This is a genomic window from Vibrio sp. A8-1, assembly GCF_013048685.1.
Taxonomy (GTDB): domain Bacteria; phylum Pseudomonadota; class Gammaproteobacteria; order Enterobacterales; family Vibrionaceae; genus Vibrio; species Vibrio metschnikovii.
In genome coordinates, this window is the sequence record NZ_VHTC01000008.1 from 37,258 (window position 1) to 55,912 (window position 18,655).

Below are 18,655 nucleotides of genomic sequence, written 5' to 3' on the forward strand. Positions count from 1 at the left end.
ATATTGAATCGTTAATCATCCCCTTACTGAAGGCTCAGTAAGGGGATTTTTTATGCCAGTAAACGGCAAGCGTAAGCGATGTTGGTAATCGCGACCGTTTGACCTACGGCAAATTCAGCGTGACGGTTAGTGATAACTGATAAATTCAGTTCATCGAGTTGTAGGGTATAAAAGTAATCATGGCCACGAAATTCACGGCTGATCACCGTCGCTTGTGTCTGCTGCTCGTTTAGCTGGCTGCTCAGTTGAATATCTTCTGGTCGAATAGAGAGAGTAACACTGGGTTCAGACAATCCGGGAAGCGTGATATTGCCTAAGCGAGTCTGTACCTGATCGCCATCAACTTGACCGGTGATTAAATTAGTATGACCTAAGAATTGAGCAACAAACGCATTGATCGGTTGCTGATAGACCTGTTGTGGCGTACCGATTTGCACCAATTTACCTTGTTGCATCACGCCAATTTTATCGGCGAAGCACAGTGCTTCCGCTTGATCATGAGTCACTAAAATCACCGTTGTTCCTGAGCGCTTAAATAATTGACGCATTTCATTACGCGTGGCTTCACGCAGTGCCGCATCAAGGTTACTAAACGGTTCATCAAGCAGCACTAAGTCGGGCTCAGCGGCTAAGGTACGAGCAAGCGCTACACGTTGTTGCTGTCCACCGGATAACTCGTTGGGATAACGATGACATAAATGGCTTAGTCCCATTAACTCTAACCAAGGGATCGCTTTTTCTGCACGTTGATTTTTGGGCGTCGTACGCATGGCAAACATAATGTTTTGTTCCACCGTCATGTGCGGAAACAGCGCATAATCTTGAAAGACGATGCCGATATTACGTTCTTGAGCGGGTCGTTGAGTGACCTCTTGGCCATGAAGGGCAATCTGCCCTGAGTTAGGTTGCTCAAATCCAGCCAGCATGCGTAATGTAGTGGTTTTTCCGCAGCCGCTGGGACCTAATAAAGCCAAAATTTCACCGGCTTGCAGTTGAAAAGAGACATCGCTGACTGCAGGTTGATCGCTATCGGTAAACCATTTACTTAATTGCTGCGCTTGAATTTGGTATTGGCAATGAGGCGATTTTTCAGTCGCTAAGGTATCTTGCATAGCGTCAATAACAAGGTTGTATGAACTCATTGGGTCCCTTTGATCTTTTCACGATTTAAGATTAAACCGATCGATAAACTAGAAAATAAAACAATCGCCGTCGCAAAGGGGGCGGCCTCTGCCATCAATCCTTCCGAAGTTCGTGAAAACACAGTCACCGCTAAGGTGTGATACCCCGTAGGAGCGAGTAAGAAAGTGATCGGCAGTTCTTTCATGCAGAATAGAAACACCAAAGCGATGGACGCTAAAATACCGCGTCTTAAGCGAGGCAGAACCACATAAAAAAAACTAGCGCTTGAACTGTAACCTAAGGACTGCGCCGCTTCTTCGGTATTTTGACGGGTTTGGATGAGCGCGCTGCGAATAGGGCCCATCGCTAAGGCAAGAGTGGCTAGACTCCAAGTCAGGATCAGCAATGCTAAGGTCTGGTATAAGAAAAATGCACTATGCAGAGCAAAAAACACCATGGCTAAAGCCAGCGTTAAAGGAGGCAGTGCATAACCAATGTAAGCACTGCGTTCCATGGTGCGTGTTAATGGCGATGGATAGCGAGTCACTAAATAACACAGTGGCAGCGCCATCAAAGCCGCCAATAACGCGGCGGGTGCGGCGGCAAAGGCAGAGCGTGCAAAAGTGAAAGGGACTTGCATGAGCAAACTGATATCCGGTGGTATGACGATCATCCAGTAACCGAGCATGGTTAAAGGCAAACCGATGGAGGCGGAAAACACAACAGTGACATAGAACCAGGCTGCAGGAGTCCAAGCCCCTAAGGCGAACGGTTTTGCATGACGAGTAACACCACTACCGACACTGGAGAGGCGTTTCCGTTTTAACAATGAGTATTCAATTAATAAAAAACTGCCCGCTAGAGCCAGTAACATCAGTGATAGCCAAGCGGCGTAAATCCGATCAAATGCCCCTGAATACTGATTAAAAATCGCAAAACTAAACGCTTCATAGCGCATTAAGGCTACGGCGCCAAAATCGCCGAGCACATAAAGAGCCACCACCATGTAGCCAGCGAGGAGCGCTGGTAATAAATGTGGCAGCATCACAAAACGAAAGGTGGCGAATCGAGAATAACCAAGGCTGTAGGCGCTCTCTTCTAAGCTACTGTCTAGACCTAAGAGTGCGGCGCGTAGATTCAAAAAAATATATGGGTAGGTATAAAGCGCCAGCGCCCACACCGCCCCCCAATAGCCGGAGATATTGCTGATTCGAATATCAAATAGGTGAGCTAATGCGCCCATATTGCCGCCGATACCGAGTAGAGCATAAGCCATCACGTAACCGGGTATCGCAAGGGGAACAATCGCGAGAATGGTTAACAGCTGTTTTCCTGCTATCGAGGTACGGGTAACTAACCAAGCCATGGGCAGTGCTAAAAAGGTACAAACGGCTAACACGCCAAAGGTCAGAGATAATGTATTGAGCAAAAGTTGCCAATTGCGCGCTCGAAACACCAATTCAATCAGCTGATCATAATCAGCTTGTGATGCACGCAGAACCAAGTAAAACAGCGGAATGATCATCAATAGCGAGATAACACCAGCACTGAGCAGTAAATAAAACGGAGGACGTTGACCAATCGCTCGTATTGAAAAGTCTGGTTGTGATGAAACACTCATAGGAGTTACTACCTGTATTCAGTGTCCTTGGTGGAGTTTGCTAATTATTACTATCTCTTGATTGAGCGTGATAACGCTGAGACGGAGATAGTCTGATCAAGGCCAAATTATAGGGCCAAGTTGCATACTATAAATTATGATTAAATAGCAAAGCCAATGCTTGCGCACTGGCTTTGTGGTCGAGATATTACCATTAAGGGTAATGAATAAGGTACGAAATTATCGTAAAACTTATAGCAAACCTGCGTCACGCAACAGTTTTAAGGTACCTTGTAAATCAGCCAGTTGATCGAGGTCAATACTGGGTGCTGCTTGCAATAGTGTATCTAGCTCACCCAACACAGGGTTAGGAATGATGCCCTGAGTGACTGGGTATTCACCAACTACTGAGGTGAAGTATTGCTGAGCGGCAGGAGAAAGCATGTACTCAATAAATTGAATCGCTTGAGGCTGCTTTTTACTGCTTTTTAACACGGCAACACCCGCGACATTAACTAAGTTACCAATATCACCTTCGGCAAAGTAAGTCTGCTTGGCTGGGAAGTTCGCATTGGCGGCAACAAAGCGTGGTAAATAGTAGTTATTGACCAACGCAAAATCAATTTCGCCATCGCCAATGGCTTGTACTTGAGTGGTGTTATTACGATAAATTTTCGGTTGGTTGGCTTTCATCGCCTTTAACCACGCCAAGGTTTTCTCGTCACCATGCTCAACACGCATTGCGGTAACGAATGACTGGAAGCCACCGTTGGTTGGTGCAAGACCAAAACGGCCTTGGTATTTTTCTGACGTTAAATCAAACACAGAGGCTGGAATATCTTCCGCAGAAGCGCGTTCAGTCGAATAAGCGATCACGCGTGAGCGGCCACTGGCGGCAACCCATTGACCTGTTTTACTGGTATAAATCTCAGGTAGCTGTTTGTAAACCGCTTCTGGTAGCGTGGCTAAGAGACCTGCGTTAGCCAGTGCTCCCATCGCACCTGCATCTTGTCCCCAATACACATCAGCTGGTGAGCGAGCGCCTTCTTCTTGCAATAACACCGCAAGTTGAGCGGTATCACCATAACGTACGTTAACTTTAATGCCACTCTGCTTTTCAAATTGTTCGATGATCGGTTTAACAAGCGTTTCACCACGGCCTGAATAAAGCGTGATGTCTTGAGCGTGGAGTAATGGGGCGGTGATGAAACTACTGACTAAAGCGACAGTTGAGAGCAACTTCTTTTGCATGAATAAACCTTTTATCTCAATGAGTAGGACGATCGACGGTATTTGGCTTTACTTACTGCACTGGCATTAAGCGTTATCGATGCCATTGTATAAATAAGTTTGATAATTATTATTAATCGCACTCTTTGGGTCAATAGCTAGTCATGGTGGAAAATCTCAAAAATCAATAATGTGATTTAATACCTTGAAAGAAAACAATAAAATCAAGAGTTGAGTAATTGTAACAAATTGTATGATAAGGCAGGGGGGGGAAGTGGTCTGAGCTTTATCAAAAGATAGGAAGATAAAGACGCTAGGTTGGCCGCTTTATTCGAGTATTGGAAGAAGTGAAAGTACGATGACTTTCACTTCGATATTGTACCCCTAGGGTTTGTTTATCTTTCGAGCTGATTTTTGCAGCAGTTTGTGACTTCTTTATACAAGGCAGACCCTAGTGAGCCTACTGAACTTTAATCGGGATTAAAGTTGTAAAAACGCTTTCATTTGATCGACTAATCGTTCTGCGGTGGGCTTATCGGCCATCTCGGCAAAGATTCTCAGTAAAGGTTCCGTGCCGGAAAAACGGGCAATGATCCAGCCGCCGTTGGAAAAATAGACTTTCGCTCCATCTTCATAGCTGACTTTTTCTATCTCATCGTCAAAGTCTGGCAGCTGTTTTTCAACATACAGCTTATTGTACAGAGAGGCCTTTTGCTGCTGACTAAATTTACAATCCCCTTCGGCGGTGTAAGCATAACCATAGCGGCCATAGATCTCTTCTAATAATTCAGAGAGTTTTTTGCCGGTGACACTGAGCATTTCCACCAATAAGCTAGAAGCAAAGACGCCGTCTTTACCTTTGATATGCCCGCGAATGGTCAAGCCCCCTGAACTTTCACCGCCAATCAAAGCATCAGCCGCTTCCATTTGTGAAGAAATATGCTTAAAGCCAACCGGAACTTCAAAGCATTGCTCGCCATGATCAGCGGCAATTTTATCCAATAGATGCGTAGTGGCAATATTACGTACTACCGAACCTTTCCAGCCTTTATATTCCAGTAAGTAATAGTAAAGCAGCATTAGCACTTCGTTGGGATGAATAAAATGGCCTTTTTCATCAATAATCCCCAGTCGATCCGCATCGCCATCGGTGCCAATGCCAATGTCATAGCCTTCATTTTTCACTAGGTGTTGCAGGCGATACAAGGTAGCGGCACTGGGGGATGGCATTAATCCGCCAAAATCGGGATTTTTCCCATCGTTGATCACATCAACATCACAGCGGCCATTGATCAGTACCGTTTGTAGCGCATTTTTCGCCACGCCAAACATAGGATCGATCAATACCCGTAAATTTGCTTTACGGATCGCGTCAATATCAATCAAGTTAATGATCGAATCGACAAAGTCATTCATTGGGTTAATGTTGATGATAAGTTGTTCCGCGATAGCCTGCTCAAAATCGAGCGATCGAATGTCGCTAAGCGTCAACCTTGCTGTCTGTTGTTCAATTTTTTTCGTAATAATTTCATCAGCGTCACGTCCACCGCGGATAAACACTTTAATGCCATTATAATCGGCCGGATTATGTGAGGCGGTAATGCAGGCCGAGTAAGCGCAGTCCATAACTTTTGCTTGAAACATCACCACAGGCGTGGGGACAAATTTATTAATAAAACTGACCACGATACCATTGCCGGCAAGGACTTCTGCAAACCAGCGCCCGGCCTTATCGGATAAAAAGCGGCGATCATAGCCAATCACAAAGCCTTGCTCTGCCACTTGTTCTTGCTGAATGATGTTGGCTAGCGCTTGTGCGACGATGCGTACATTGTCTTTGGTAAACTCTTCACCAATAAAGGCTCGCCAGCCTCCGGTACCAAATTGAATCATGCTTCTCTCCTTAGAGGGGCGCAAAAATGCGCCCCAAGCTGTTTAGCCCATTGTGACGATGACTTGATTGACTGAGCCTGCTGTTTGCACCGGAATCGCCCCTTCAATCGCTTGACCGTTCAAAGTGATCGATTTCACACCTTTAGAAACGTGATCAGGGTTTTCCACCTTGATCTGATAGGTCGCACCACGCCATTGACGGGTGACTTCAAAACCAGGCCATGAGGTTGGGATGCAAGGATCGACATCTAAGCCCTCAAAGCCAGTGCGAATCCCCAACATAAAGTTGGTGGTGGCGTAGTAAGCCCAACCTGAAGTACCGGTCAGCCAAGGATGGTTGGCTCGACCATGATCCTTATGATCGCGACCCATGATGAACTGCACATAGGAGTAGGGCTCAGCGATACGAGTTTCGATATGATCGTTTTGATTATAAGGATTGAGCGCATCGTACAATTCCATCGCTCGATCGCCACGGCCGAGTTTTGCTTCAGCCACCCATGCCCAAGGGTTAGGGTGAGAGAAAATCGCGCCATTTTCTTTTACCCCTTGGTAAACACGAGTCACAAAACCAATATCATCATTTGGGGTCGCAAAGGATGGCGCATTGAGATGCAAGCCATATTGAGAGAAGAGGTACTCATACACTGCATCCATGGCTTTGATGCCACGTTCGTGGCTCACCGCACCAGACAGCACAGCCAGTGAATTGGATTCCAGATGCACTTTGCCTTCCACTTGGTCAAAAGTGCCAATCTTATCGCCATCTTTAGTCAGGCCGCGAATGTACCATTGACCTTGTTCATCCCATAAATGGGTTTCACACGCGGCGCGCACCCCGTTAGCCATGGCTTGGTATTTATCGGTGGCCGCTTCATCGTGACGGAATCGAGACAGTTCGAGGAATGCTTCTAGAGCCCAGAAGTGAAGGAAAGACACCATCGCCGATTCACCACCGCCAAGATTCAGACAGTCGTTCCAGTCGGCGCGTAGACCTTTACAAATTCCGGTTTGACCCACGTATTCGGCGGAGAAATCGAGCGCAGCCATCATATGCTGGTACACGGTGGCATCACCGCCATCGGCATAAGGAATCACTTGATCGATAAAGGCCATATCGCCAGTCTCTTTCACGTAATTTAAGATGGTCGGCACGATCCATAGGTGATCGTCAGAGCAGGTGTCTTTGATGCCGTGGATCTTATCGTCATCAGAAGGCGTTGGAACGACAGTTGGCGATTTTGATGGTTTGACATTGGCTTTTTCTGGATCAAACCAGTCTGGATCAAAAAGGTGTAAACCGTAGCCCGCTTGCACTTGACCACGCAGCAGATCAACTAAGCGTTTACGGGTCATTTCAGGGTTAGTATGAGGCACCGAGATGGCATCTTGCGCGGTATCACGATAACCAAGCCCAGTACGGCCACCCACTTCGATGAAAGAGGCAAAGCGTGACCAGACTACGCAGGTTTCCGCTTGGTAGAGCGTCCAAGTATTAATCATGGTATCCAAGCCTGGATTAGGGGATTTGACTTGGAACTTGGCGCAGCGTTCATCCCAATGGGCTTTTATCGCTGCCAATGCTTGATCAACCTGTTGTGGATCTTGATATTTTTCACGTAGTCTTGCACCGTTACCTTTACCGACCCCTAATACCACAGCAAAACGGACTTTTTCTCCGGGTTGGAGGACAAACTGCTTATGCAGCGCGCCACAGTGGTTATAGCAAGTTTGTGCGCTGTTTGAGCATCGACCTTGCTCTACCGCAATTGGGTTGGCTTCATCACGGTACATGCCGAGGAATTGGTCACGTTGACCGTCATAGCTGTCGGCATCGAAGGTTGCGGTGAGATAATAAAAACCTAAGAAATCATCAGTGTTGTAATACAGATCGTATTCAATCACTCCTTCTTTATATTCAGTGCCAGCAGAATAAAGTGACATCTGATGGTTTTGGTTATCAGATTTAATATGGCTAAAGGAAAATTCAACATAGTTGAAAGCACTGATAGTCCGCGTCTCATTGGACGTGTTTTCAATCACCACATCCCACAGTTCAGCATCTTCTCCTTTGGGTACAAACAGTGTTTTGCTGGCGACGATACCTTGGTATTCGCATTTAAAAATTGAGTAAGACAGACCATGGCGAACTTCATAGTTGGCTTGGGCAAGGCTTTTCGCCACCGGCTGCCAAGAAATAGACCAAAAATCACCACTGGTATCATCACGTAAATAAACATAATGACCGGGACGATCTTGAGTAAAGTTCGGTCGAAACTTAGTGACACGATTGTACTCAGGAGAATGATAGAAAGCGTATCCGCCAGCGTTATGTGAAATCACGCTGCAGAATTTTTCTGTGCCAAGGTAGTTGGTCCACGGGGCCGGAGCATCGGGGCGAGTAATGACGTATTCGCGATTTTCATTATCGAAATAGCCGTATTTCATGATGTTTTCCTTTTCAAACACTGCTCAATGGGGCAGATAAAAAATAAAGAGTTAAGTAGATTTAGTTCTGCGGCTTTGCTTGCCATGGATGGCGATAGTCAATACCTTGCTGCTCAAGTAGCGGCAGATGACCTTTTAAACGTGTCAAATAACCGGACCAATCACGATGCTGTTTTTCGGTCCAGCCAGCTTCGGCGAGAGCGGTTAAGCGTGGATAAATCATATAATCGAGACGTGATGGGTTATTGATTCGTTCGCACCATAGGGCGCATTGAATACCGAGGATACGTTTACGCAGCGGATCGTTATCGGCGACCTCAGCTAATGGCTCATAGCCATAAGCGCGTTCTAGCGGTGTCACTCCGGCCCAATCAACACCGGGTTCTTCTGGCGCGTAATCTTGTACGATGTCTAAGTAGGTAAATTGTCCCGGTTGTAAGATCACATCAAAGCCTTGCTTGGCGCAGTGCAAAGCGGCTTTTTCCGACAGCCAAGAGTAGATCACGGTATCTTTACTGACTTTATTGCCATGGTGCGCCTCTTCCCATCCGACCATGCGTTTACCCAGTGATTTCAGTTTTTGCTCGGCATAACGCAGCAGATGACCTTGTAATTCATGGCTACTGGTATAACCATGCTCTGTCATTAAGGCTTGGCACTTAGGGCTATTAAGCCAGACACCCTCAGGGACTTCATCGCCACCGATGTGAACCCATGGGCTTGGAAACAGGGCAGCGACTTCTTCTAAAACCCGATCAATAAACTGATAGGTGCTGGGCAGAGCGGGAGAGAGCACGTTATCGGTATAATATTGAATACTGCGATAAGTCGACTTGTCTTCTCTATCGATTAACCACTCAGGGAGTGACTTGATGGCCGCGCGGCTGTGACCGGGAATATCGATTTCTGGGATGACCGTGATCCCACGCTCAGCGGCATAGGCAATCACCTCTTTGATTTCGTATTGACGATAAAATCCCCCATGACGTTCCGTGAGCGTGCTGTACTGGGGCTCTAGTTCCTCATCAACACCGCGCCATGCGCCAATGTCCGTTAGTTGCGGCAGCGATTTAATTTCAATCCGCCAGCCTTCGTCATCGGTTAAATGCCAATGAAAAGTATTGAATTTGTAGTAGGCCAGTTGATTGATTAAGCGTTTAACCGTTTCTAAAGAGTGAAAATGTCGCGCGCAATCGAGCATCATGCCTCGGTAGTCAAAGCGCGGAGCATCACTAATGGTTAAGCAGGGAAAATCGACAACCGGATCATTGTGTTGCGCGAGCTGTAATAGCGTAGCGCTGGCATACAGAAAGCCGGTTTCGCTATTGGCGAAGACGCGAATGGCTTGTTGGTCGATCTCCAATTGATAACTTTGTGCATCAAGTGTTGGTTTAAGACAATAAAGGATCGGCGCGGCTTCCGCTTTATCCTCAATAGGGAATGCGTATAACGCCATCAACTGCTCTCGAAACCACTGACTGGCGTGATGAGCTTTTTCCGTTTGTATTGCGAATCCACTTTGGCGAGGTAAAGAGAGCTTGCCCTCGAATCGCTGCAGTTGATTAGGGTAGGGAATTAAACACAGCTCTGCGCACTCAACCGCCTCGACAACACTGCGCCGTTTATGGCTAGACAGCAGAGCGATGGGCGTGACGGTAACGGTTTGGCGATGAATAGTATTGGCACTTGACCATTCGATAAAAGCCTCTTTAATACCGTCGGTATAAAAGTGGAATGGTGCGGTTTTTATGCTAAATTCACAGTAAAAGTGACTATTGGCAGCTAAAATCTGGCAATTAGGCTCGATGGTGCAAAAGCTCCCTGTTTGCTGTAGCTGACCTTGAGTGAGGGAATTGGGGTCAATATAACGCTCAATCACAAAGTGTAAGCGCCAGTCAGTCAGTGGCTGATCGCTTAGATTATGCAAGGTTAAGCCAAAACGGCAATGGCTAGCTTGCTCGCTCAGCACAGCAAAATCCATTCGATAATTCATACTCTATCCTTACTGCCATTGACGTTGAGCAAGTGAGTTAAATGCGGACTCATGGTTATTCTCCTACGGAGGTAAAGTGAGCAAACTGAGTGGTCATTGCTAACAAATACCAAGCGGCATGAGGCATCCACTGCTCCGCCCAGCGCCAGTTTTGTAGCAAATCGTCTTTTTGTGGTTCAGGGTTAAAAGCGATATCTTGCTCATCATCAAATCCTGCGGTAATCCCATTGCAGATCCCGCCTTTGGCATTAAAAAAGCCCAAATCTGGTAAATAATCGGGATTATGATGGCCATGACCATCGAGCATGCAGAGGTCATAAGGATTAAGCCCTAAGATCCAATTCAGTGAATTGTGGGCTAGTGCAAGTAATGACTGGCTCAGGCGGTTATCGGTAAGATAAGGCTGTACTAAGTAAGCCATACTGGCTAATGAAGCGAGGCGAGCATTTTCCCCTTGCCACCAGTAACCAGTTTCGTTGTCGTGAGCCATGAAAAAAGCGCTGCGTTTTAGGCCTTTAGTGTCACATACGTATTGTCGTGGGTAACCGAAAGGATTGTGTACTTGCGAGCTAATGGTCAGTTCAAATTGACAGGCTTGAGTCACCACCTGCTGCACAACTTCGCGCTGGGTCAGTTCAGGCTCAATTGCCAGATATTCACACAGTGCAATCACAGGCAAACCAGCTTCAACCCCATGATAATAAGGGCGCGAACCGTCCTGATTGGCTGACCAAAAATGGTTATGCTGTTCATCACTCATTTGTCGAGCAGATAAACGCTGAGCCCATTGGCGAGCTTCGAGTAAATAGTCGGCTTGCTGAGTGCTTTGATAGAGCTCACAACTGGCTAATAGGGCGCAATATTCATCAATAATATTTTCTTGCTGATCATCTAGATAAGCGAGATTGGCCGTTATCAAATGTTGATAACCTCGCTGTGCTGCTTCTAGGTATTGCTGCTGAGTAAACTCGCCGTGCTCGGATAAGCGAGCAGCCGCCGCTAGCGCGGCAATCGCCACTCCTGCACCTTGACGAAAGCCAGCTTGATAATCGGTAGATTTGTGCCCTTGTTGAGTGGCATAGCTACAAATTTCGCGTTGTTTGGGATCTTTACTCCACTTGTCAAATACCGTGACATAAAAAAAACCCTCGGCGTTTTGCATACGAACGAGAAAATCAGCACCAAACAACGCCTCTTCCATGAGACGAATGCGAGAGAAATCAGCAAAACCCGAGTGATGGTTTAAAAGCGCTAACCCTTTGAGCATATTCCATACCACCATAGGTGTTTGTTGTGGGTTCAAATAGTTAGCGTAAGAAAGGTGACTGAAGTATTTACTGACGTCACCAGAAGCATCGTACCAACCGCCGTGCACATCGGCAGTGAGTGAAGTGCCCAGCAGTGGTACTTGCTTATCTTGTCTATCGAATACGCCAGCACAGCGTTGTGATTTAAAATAATGCAGTACATCCGAAAAGGTACGCTGCATCAGTAGCCCAGATTGAATAGTAAAAGTGGCTGAGCGTGCGTTATCGACACAAAGATAGAATTGACCCATTTGCGTGATGGCCGAAAAATCGAGACGATGAAAATGCCCCTGATGCCAACCATCGACTTGGCCACCAAATTCAATCGCAATACGAGCCATAGTTTGATGTGTATGCGCACATACCAAGCGGGCTTCTTCAACGTAAAAAGCCGACTGATAGGTCAATAATACGGCCTGTTTAGGTCCCAATGCTTCATAACCAATGTGGTTAGTGAGTAATTGCATTCCTCTCTCCGTTAATCACGCAAAATCGTTGTTATGTTGATGATTCAATAGTTATTTATCTCCTTGCTATTTGACGCTCCAAGTTGTTTGCAGATAGCGATTCGACATTTCCTTATCGTGACCCCAAAGTTGCGAGCCAACGATAAGGCCAGTATTAATGTTCAAATAAATAACAGCGCACAAAATGGTTTTCTGATAGCTGGGTGACCTCCGGCAGTTTTTCTCGACAGCGCTCGCTGGCGTGCAGGCATCGCCCAGCAAAGGGGCAGCCAACGGAGTCGGGTGTCCAGAGTGGAATTTCACCTTTATTGCCTTTGAGCTTTTCATGAATCGACTTTTTAGGATCGGGAACCGCAGAGACGAGCAACTGGGTATAAGGATGCTGCGGATCGTGAATGATCTCATCGGTGTCCCCCCATTCGACCATATGACCGACATACATCACGGCGAGATCTTCGGCAATATAACGGGCGGTGGCGATATCATGGGTGATGTAGAGTAGAGACATCTGTTTTTCAAACTTCATCTCTTGCATTAAGTTCAAGACCCCAGCACGAATCGACACATCGAGCATCGAGGTTGGTTCATCAGCGAGTACCACTTCTGCGCCAACGGCGATATTACGAGCTAAGTTGATGCGTTGTCGCTGTCCACCAGAGAGCTGATGAGGGTATTTTTCAGCGGTCTCTTTCGGCGGAATCAAACCAACCTGCTCAAGCAAATCATACACTCGCTCTTGCAGCTCTTTTTTATTCCCCGGTGTGACTTTTTTATGGATCAGTAGCGGGCGAGCGATGTGATGAAAAATGGTATGGGTTGGATTGAGCGATCCAAAGGGATCTTGCCATACCATCTGCACACCCTCACGGTAGTGCATTAAATCTGAACGTGATTTAATGTTAAGAATATCTCTGCCTTTGTATTCAATCGTTCCTGAACTAGGGGCATACATCTTGGCGATCATTTTGGCCGTGGTTGATTTCCCTGAACCAGATTCTCCCACGACTGATAAGCCACGACTTTTGTACATTTTAAATGATACGTCATTGATAGCGCGCATCATCGGTTGTTTAAGACTATTGCTATTTAGTGGAAAATCCTTGACGAGATTTTTACCTTCCACCAACAGTTGGCCTAATACATTACTCATTGTTATCTCCAGAAATTCAGTTGTTTGCCTACCTCAATACTCATGCTTTTCGCTGAGCAATCGGCTCACCATAGAGATGGCAATTCGAGAAGCGTCCTTGTTCAATTAGACGCAACTCAGTGGGCACTTTGCTGCAGGCTTCATGAACGCGATCGCAGCGAGCTTGAAAACGGCAACCATGGGGAATTTCCAGTAAGTTCAGTGGATTGCCAGGGATTCCTGTGAGTTTATTTTTCGGTCCGGTTAAAGGTGGGAACGAGCTGCCTAGCCCTTTGGTATAAGGGTGATAAGGGGTCTCTAAAATTTGTTTAGAAGGAGCCACCTCAATCAGTTCACCAGAGTACATAATCCCAATCCGGTCTGAGAATTCGACCATCAAAGACAGATCGTGAGTGATGAACAAAATGGCAAAGCCAAATTCCTCTTTTAACGCATAGATCTTTTGCAAGATCTCTCGTTGGACGACCACATCCAATGCAGTAGTGGGTTCATCCATAATGATCATTTTCGGATTAAGGGCTAAAGCAATCGCAATCACTAGCCGTTGACGCATCCCTCCGGAGAATTGATGCGGATAGTCATTGAGACGGCTAGGATGAATATCGACAATCTCTAATAAGCCTTCAGCACGCCGTTTCGCTTGTGAGCGGCTCATATTGGTGTGACGCATGATCACGTCACAAAACTGCTCTTCCATGGTCAATACAGGGTTAAGTGCATTCATGGCACTTTGGAAGACCATCGACATTTGGCTCCAGCGAAAGGACTGCATACGTTCTTCACTGTATTGCAAAATATTTTCGCCGTTGAAGATGACTTCTCCCCCAGTAATAAATGCGGGCGGCTTATGTAAACGCATTAACGAGAAAGCGACGGTTGATTTACCACAACCAGATTCGCCAGCGAGGCCAAAGATTTCTTTTGGCGCAATATCAAAGCTGACATTATTACAAGCGCGAACATCGCCCGCATCGGTAATATAATCAACACAGAGGTTGCGGATTGAGATAATAGGTTGGGTCATGATTATTTGTCTCCGCTCCAAATGGCTTGTTGAGGTTGCATGGCTGGTTTACGCTCTTTCTGTTCTTGCTTGGCAAGCTTCTTCCAACGTTTCATGCCTTTGTGAGAACGCAATTGTGGGTTAGCTATCTCATCAACCGCAAAGTTAAGCAACGCTAAGCCAGTCACCAATAAGGTTAAAGAAAGGCAAGGAGCTAACAGTTCCCACCACGCGCCAATTAACATCGAGGAGGAGGTTTGTACGTTATAGAGCATGATGCCCCAACTGATGGTGTTTGGATCGCCTAAACCGAGAAAGGAGATGGTGGCTTCCATCATAATCGCGTACATCACCGAGCCGATAAAACTTGCCCCAACAATCGAAATCAGGTTAGGAAGAATTTCGACGAAAATGATCCGCCAAGAAGACTCACCAAGCACTTCTGCGGCTTTAACAAACTCTTTTTCACGCAGTGCCATGGTTTGTGCTCGCACGACTCGAGCGCCCCAAGCCCAGGAGGTACAACCGATTATCAGTGCGATGGTCAGTGGCCCAGCTTGACCAATGAAGGCGGCGACCACAAACAGTAAGGGATATTGGGGAATTACCAACATGATGTTCATCGCAGCGGTAAGAAAATCATCGATTTTTCCACCAAAGTAACCCGCAGAGACGCCAATAATGGTCGCTAAAAAGCATACGGTGATCCCAGCGCCAAAACCGACCGCCAATGATACTCTTGCTCCATAGGCCACTTGCGCCCACACATCTCGTCCCATACGGGTAGTGCCGAGCACATGGTTCTCTTTTTTGGACATTGCCAAAGTTCGACGATCGTTGCCCAGATTAGTCGCTATCCAACCGTCTGGATTGGCTTTTGCGGCTTTGACGATAAAGCTTGGGTATTCATGTGGATTTCCCGTCCGTTTATCGGGTGCATGTTGAGTAATTAACGGCGCAAAAACGGCCATCAGTAAGAACAGGCTAAGAATGATCACTCCGAGCATTGCCATTCTATTACCACGAAGAAGTTTCACGAGTGCTTGCATAATTATTTACCTCCCCGGCGCAAACGCGGGTCGAGCACAACATAAAGCATGTCGGCGAGTAAGTTAAAGAACAGCATAAAGAGCGTCATGATGATCAATTGGCCTTGCAAAACCTGGTAATCTCGCGCGGTGATCGCGTTGAACAAAACCGTACCAAGGCCGGGGTAGTTGAAGATAATCTCAATAATTAATTGACCACCTATCGCCATGCCTAGTGACATTGAAAGAGCGGTGACGCTGGGTAATAGTGCATTACGAGCGGCGTAGTTAAAAACGACTCGGTTTTCACTGAGTCCTTTGCCTTTCGCCATCGTGATGTAATCTTCAGCCAACAAGTTAATCATGTTGTTGCGCATGTTGACTAAGAAGCCACCTATTTGCACGATTGAGGCACAAAGCAAAGGCAGTACAGCGTGAAATCCTACGTTTTTAATAAAAGCCCAGCTTGTCCAATCTGGAATGGTACCTGGTGTGTAAGCGTAACCAGTTGGAAACCATCTTAAGCCGATAGCAAAGGTGTACATGGCGAGCATGGCAATAACCACTTGGGGAACCGCTTGAATCACCAGCATCCCAGGGGTCACAAAAGAGTCGTAGTAACTGCCTCGTTTCCAAGCAGCAAAGATGCCGAGGATAGAGCCAATCGAAAATGAAATAATCACCGCTGTGCCAGCAAGGAATAGTGACCAACCAAAAGCACCCGCTAAAAGCTCATTAACACTTAATGGATAGAATTTGATCGATGTCCCGAGTTCCCAACTGAGGATGCTTTTCATATAAGTAAAATATTGAACCCAAATCGGCCCATCAACAAAGCCAAGCAGTTGTCTCATGGCTTCAATTCGTTCTGGTGTTACTTGTGCGGTTGCGTGTGCGAACATCATGGTCACCGGATCTCCGGGCATGGCTCGCGGTATAATAAAATTGAGGGTTGCTGCAACCAGCAACGCCGCAAAATAAAATGACAAACGTCTTAAAAAATATCCCATAACTTACCCCTTACTCACCCAGTCATCCTGATAACCCCGTGCTATTTGAAGTTGCGGTAATGTTGGCTAGCTGCAACTCCAAGCCGTTTGGTTATATTACTCAGGTCGCTCACAGAAAGTTGAGAGCGAGAAATCCCCTGACGACACGCGCCATACTTATCATTAATAAGAGAGGGGATTTTCAAGAGCGGCGCAACGAATGCGCCGCAGCAATCAACGTTTACTTAACGGGTTTTAAATCCAGTACATGTAGTAAACGCTCTGGGATACCAGCCCAAATACTTGGACGGCCTTTTGGATTTTCTTCGTTCCACCAGCCAGTAAAGCGCGTGGTGTTATATTGGTACATCCAAGCACCAGACAAAACAGGAGCGGTGACTTGATTTTCAGCGATGATCTTTTGGATCTTGTGAGCAATGGCTAGCTGTTCATTACGGTCTGCGGTTTTGTAGAAGCTGTTTAGAAGACGGTCAAGCTCTTCATTTTTGAAGAAATGCATAGCAAAACGCGGCATTCCATCACCAGACTGTAGCGCTGAGTTATAACCACTATTCCAATAAGTATAAGGATCGGCACCATGGAAGTAGTTGGTATAAGCGACATCGTAGTTACCTTCGAGCATGGCTTGGTTATAAACTGCAAACTCAGGCGTACGTGCACGAGCTCTAATGCCCACTTCTTGTAACTGTTCAACGGCTAGCTGAACGGTGTTATTAAAATCGGTCCAGCCATTAGGCGATTGAATTAACAACTCAAAGGTTTTACCTGATGGTGTTTCGACAAAACCATTACCGTTAATATCTTTAAAGCCAGCTTTGGCGAGTAGCGCTTTGGCACCTTCGACATTGTAGGTATTGAAGCCTTTATACTTATCGTGTACCGCTTTATCTGACCATGCTTCAAACGCGTAGCCGAGACCAGAAGCAAAATCATTGACCGTACCACCACCATAGAAGGCGATATCAATGATGGTTTGACGATCCAGTGCCATTGAGAAGGCGCGACGGAAATCAACGTTAGTCAGTGCTTCTTTTTTCGCAGGATCGGCGTTTTTGAAGTTAATCATAAACGCTTGTGTTCCTGCCGCTGGATACCAGTAGTGGTGATTTGGATTGGCCGCCGCGTAAGTACGATCGATATCGGGAACAAATGAGGATGTCCAGTCAAGCTCAGAGTTAATAATTTGTCCCAATAATTGGTCGTTATTGGCAATTTGTGGCACGCGTAAACAATCGACTTTTAAGCTTGCTGCGTCCCAGTAATTCGGGTTGCGGCACTGGATGTAAAGTTGTGGAGTAAAGGTATCAATTTCGGTAAATGGACCAGTACCAACCGGGTTTTGGTTAGTGAATGTCGTTGGCTCTTTGACATCTTTCCAGATATGTTGAGCAACAATCGGTACTTGAGCAATTTCATAAGGAACGTTGGAGTTAGCTTCACTCAAACGAAAACGCACTTTGTAGTCATTAATCTTCTCAACGCTGGTGACCCACTTATTGATACCGCGTTGATCTAACTCAGGTTTTTCTTTCACTAGATTGAATGAGAAGATGACGTCGTTCGCGCTAAAGCCCTTACCATCTGACCATTTGACGCCTTTACGAATATCGAAAGTGACACTCATTAAATCGTCAGACATGGAGAAGTTTTCGGCTAAACGCATAACGGGAGTATTACCGTGCATTTCATTAAAAATGACCAATGGTTCATAAATGAAGTCAGTGGTTGTCCTTAAATTCGTGGCAAGGTAAGGGTTAAAGTTGCGCACCATGGTTGGGTAAAAATCGGGTACGATGGTCAACTCACTGCGTGCAAACGCTGGAGTTGACACGGTTGCGGCTGCAGTAATTACGGCAGCGGCTAGGGCAGTTTTTTTTATATTGGCAAGCATAGCTGTTCCTTACTATTTGCTTTCATTTCACATACGGATATGAATAGGGTTTGAATGTCATCATCGGATTAACACTCGGCAATGACCCACCTCATGATGTTCATTAAGTCAAAGCTCAATGGCATGAGTGGCCTGTAGGTCGTTGACAGAGGTAAGGAAACACCTTACAAGGAAAATTATCAATTCTAATTCCCGTTAAAAACGTCAAAATACTCTTACTTGACGTCAGTTTTGTTAAAATGAATCTAATTGCCTCATGAGTGTTGAAATAGTAAACAGTGATTCACTTCGCAAATGAGTCAATTACGCCGTCAGTTTGTAAGTGGTTGCTATCTTTCATGGCCTTTATATATATGGCATCATCTGTTTTTTTTATTTACTGAGACCTTGCTCACTGGTGTTAAAAATAGAAATTTCACTTCATAAATTAAATCTGGCAAATTGTTGTGATTATCTTCGCAAACTTGACTTATTAGCCAGTTAAACAAGGTGCAACACTGAATTGGTTGCCGA

Annotated in this window: 12 protein-coding genes; all 12 read right to left on the reverse strand. The window is 46.0% G+C overall.

The genetic code is table 11. The annotated features are described in order from the left end of the window. Positions 1 to 50: 50 nt before the first annotated feature. The 12 genes from FKN93_RS06195 to FKN93_RS06250 all read right to left on the reverse strand — a co-directional run bounded on the left by FKN93_RS06195 (position 51) and on the right by FKN93_RS06250 (position 18,142). Positions 51 to 1,142, reverse strand: coding sequence for an ABC transporter ATP-binding protein (locus FKN93_RS06195; protein WP_154170210.1), 1,092 nt, complete (start codon positions 1,140 to 1,142; stop codon positions 51 to 53). Further along, complete coding sequence (locus tag FKN93_RS06200; protein ID WP_170904704.1) at positions 1,139 to 2,743, reverse strand: iron ABC transporter permease; 1,605 nt, start codon at positions 2,741 to 2,743, stop codon at positions 1,139 to 1,141. The genes FKN93_RS06195 and FKN93_RS06200 overlap by 4 nt, the downstream gene beginning before the upstream one ends. A gap of 231 nt (positions 2,744 to 2,974) precedes the next feature. Then, complete coding sequence (locus FKN93_RS06205; protein ID WP_158144709.1) at positions 2,975 to 3,973, reverse strand: iron ABC transporter substrate-binding protein; 999 nt, start codon at positions 3,971 to 3,973, stop codon at positions 2,975 to 2,977. A gap of 459 nt (positions 3,974 to 4,432) precedes the next feature. Further along, positions 4,433 to 5,845 (reverse strand): phosphoglucomutase/phosphomannomutase family protein, encoded by a 1,413-nt coding sequence (locus FKN93_RS06210; RefSeq protein ID WP_158144710.1) that lies wholly within the window; start codon positions 5,843 to 5,845, stop codon positions 4,433 to 4,435. Positions 5,846 to 5,887: 42 nt separating this feature from the next. Then, positions 5,888 to 8,293 (reverse strand): N,N'-diacetylchitobiose phosphorylase, encoded by a 2,406-nt coding sequence (locus tag FKN93_RS06215; protein ID WP_170904705.1) that lies wholly within the window; start codon positions 8,291 to 8,293, stop codon positions 5,888 to 5,890. 61 nt (positions 8,294 to 8,354) lie between these two features. Continuing rightward, positions 8,355 to 10,286: a family 20 glycosylhydrolase gene (locus FKN93_RS06220; protein WP_170904706.1), complete on the reverse strand. Its 1,932-nt coding sequence runs from the start codon at positions 10,284 to 10,286 to the stop codon at positions 8,355 to 8,357. Between the two features lie 55 nt (positions 10,287 to 10,341). Beyond that, positions 10,342 to 12,060, reverse strand: coding sequence for a glycoside hydrolase family 9 protein (locus FKN93_RS06225; protein ID WP_170904707.1), 1,719 nt, complete (start codon positions 12,058 to 12,060; stop codon positions 10,342 to 10,344). A gap of 154 nt (positions 12,061 to 12,214) precedes the next feature. Next, positions 12,215 to 13,210 (reverse strand): ABC transporter ATP-binding protein, encoded by a 996-nt coding sequence (locus FKN93_RS06230; protein WP_004394196.1) that lies wholly within the window; start codon positions 13,208 to 13,210, stop codon positions 12,215 to 12,217. Between the two features lie 40 nt (positions 13,211 to 13,250). Further along, positions 13,251 to 14,234: an ABC transporter ATP-binding protein gene (locus tag FKN93_RS06235; protein ID WP_004394193.1), complete on the reverse strand. Its 984-nt coding sequence runs from the start codon at positions 14,232 to 14,234 to the stop codon at positions 13,251 to 13,253. A gap of 2 nt (positions 14,235 to 14,236) precedes the next feature. Next, a complete protein-coding gene (locus tag FKN93_RS06240; RefSeq protein ID WP_154170222.1) occupies positions 14,237 to 15,262 on the reverse strand; it encodes an ABC transporter permease in 1,026 nt (341 codons plus the stop codon). Between the two features lie 2 nt (positions 15,263 to 15,264). Next, positions 15,265 to 16,251 (reverse strand): ABC transporter permease, encoded by a 987-nt coding sequence (locus FKN93_RS06245; RefSeq protein ID WP_004394190.1) that lies wholly within the window; start codon positions 16,249 to 16,251, stop codon positions 15,265 to 15,267. Between the two features lie 220 nt (positions 16,252 to 16,471). After that, positions 16,472 to 18,142 (reverse strand): ABC transporter substrate-binding protein, encoded by a 1,671-nt coding sequence (locus FKN93_RS06250; protein WP_004394189.1) that lies wholly within the window; start codon positions 18,140 to 18,142, stop codon positions 16,472 to 16,474. Positions 18,143 to 18,655 lie beyond the last annotated feature (513 nt).

Excerpts from the sequence above, each read along its gene's own strand:
- FKN93_RS06195 (WP_154170210.1), bottom strand. The coding sequence starts at position 1,142 with ATGAGTTCATACAACCTTGTTATTGACGCTATGCAAGATACCTTAGCG.
- FKN93_RS06200 (WP_170904704.1), bottom strand. The coding sequence starts at position 2,743 with ATGAGTGTTTCATCACAACCAGACTTTTCAATACGAGCGATTGGTCAA.
- FKN93_RS06205 (WP_158144709.1), bottom strand. The coding sequence starts at position 3,973 with ATGCAAAAGAAGTTGCTCTCAACTGTCGCTTTAGTCAGTAGTTTCATC.
- FKN93_RS06210 (WP_158144710.1), bottom strand. The coding sequence starts at position 5,845 with ATGATTCAATTTGGTACCGGAGGCTGGCGAGCCTTTATTGGTGAAGAG.
- FKN93_RS06215 (WP_170904705.1), bottom strand. The coding sequence starts at position 8,293 with ATGAAATACGGCTATTTCGATAATGAAAATCGCGAATACGTCATTACT.
- FKN93_RS06220 (WP_170904706.1), bottom strand. The coding sequence starts at position 10,286 with ATGAATTATCGAATGGATTTTGCTGTGCTGAGCGAGCAAGCTAGCCAT.
- FKN93_RS06225 (WP_170904707.1), bottom strand. The coding sequence starts at position 12,060 with ATGCAATTACTCACTAACCACATTGGTTATGAAGCATTGGGACCTAAA.
- FKN93_RS06230 (WP_004394196.1), bottom strand. The coding sequence starts at position 13,210 with ATGAGTAATGTATTAGGCCAACTGTTGGTGGAAGGTAAAAATCTCGTC.
- FKN93_RS06235 (WP_004394193.1), bottom strand. The coding sequence starts at position 14,234 with ATGACCCAACCTATTATCTCAATCCGCAACCTCTGTGTTGATTATATT.
- FKN93_RS06240 (WP_154170222.1), bottom strand. The coding sequence starts at position 15,262 with ATGCAAGCACTCGTGAAACTTCTTCGTGGTAATAGAATGGCAATGCTC.
- FKN93_RS06245 (WP_004394190.1), bottom strand. The coding sequence starts at position 16,251 with ATGGGATATTTTTTAAGACGTTTGTCATTTTATTTTGCGGCGTTGCTG.
- FKN93_RS06250 (WP_004394189.1), bottom strand. The coding sequence starts at position 18,142 with ATGCTTGCCAATATAAAAAAAACTGCCCTAGCCGCTGCCGTAATTACT.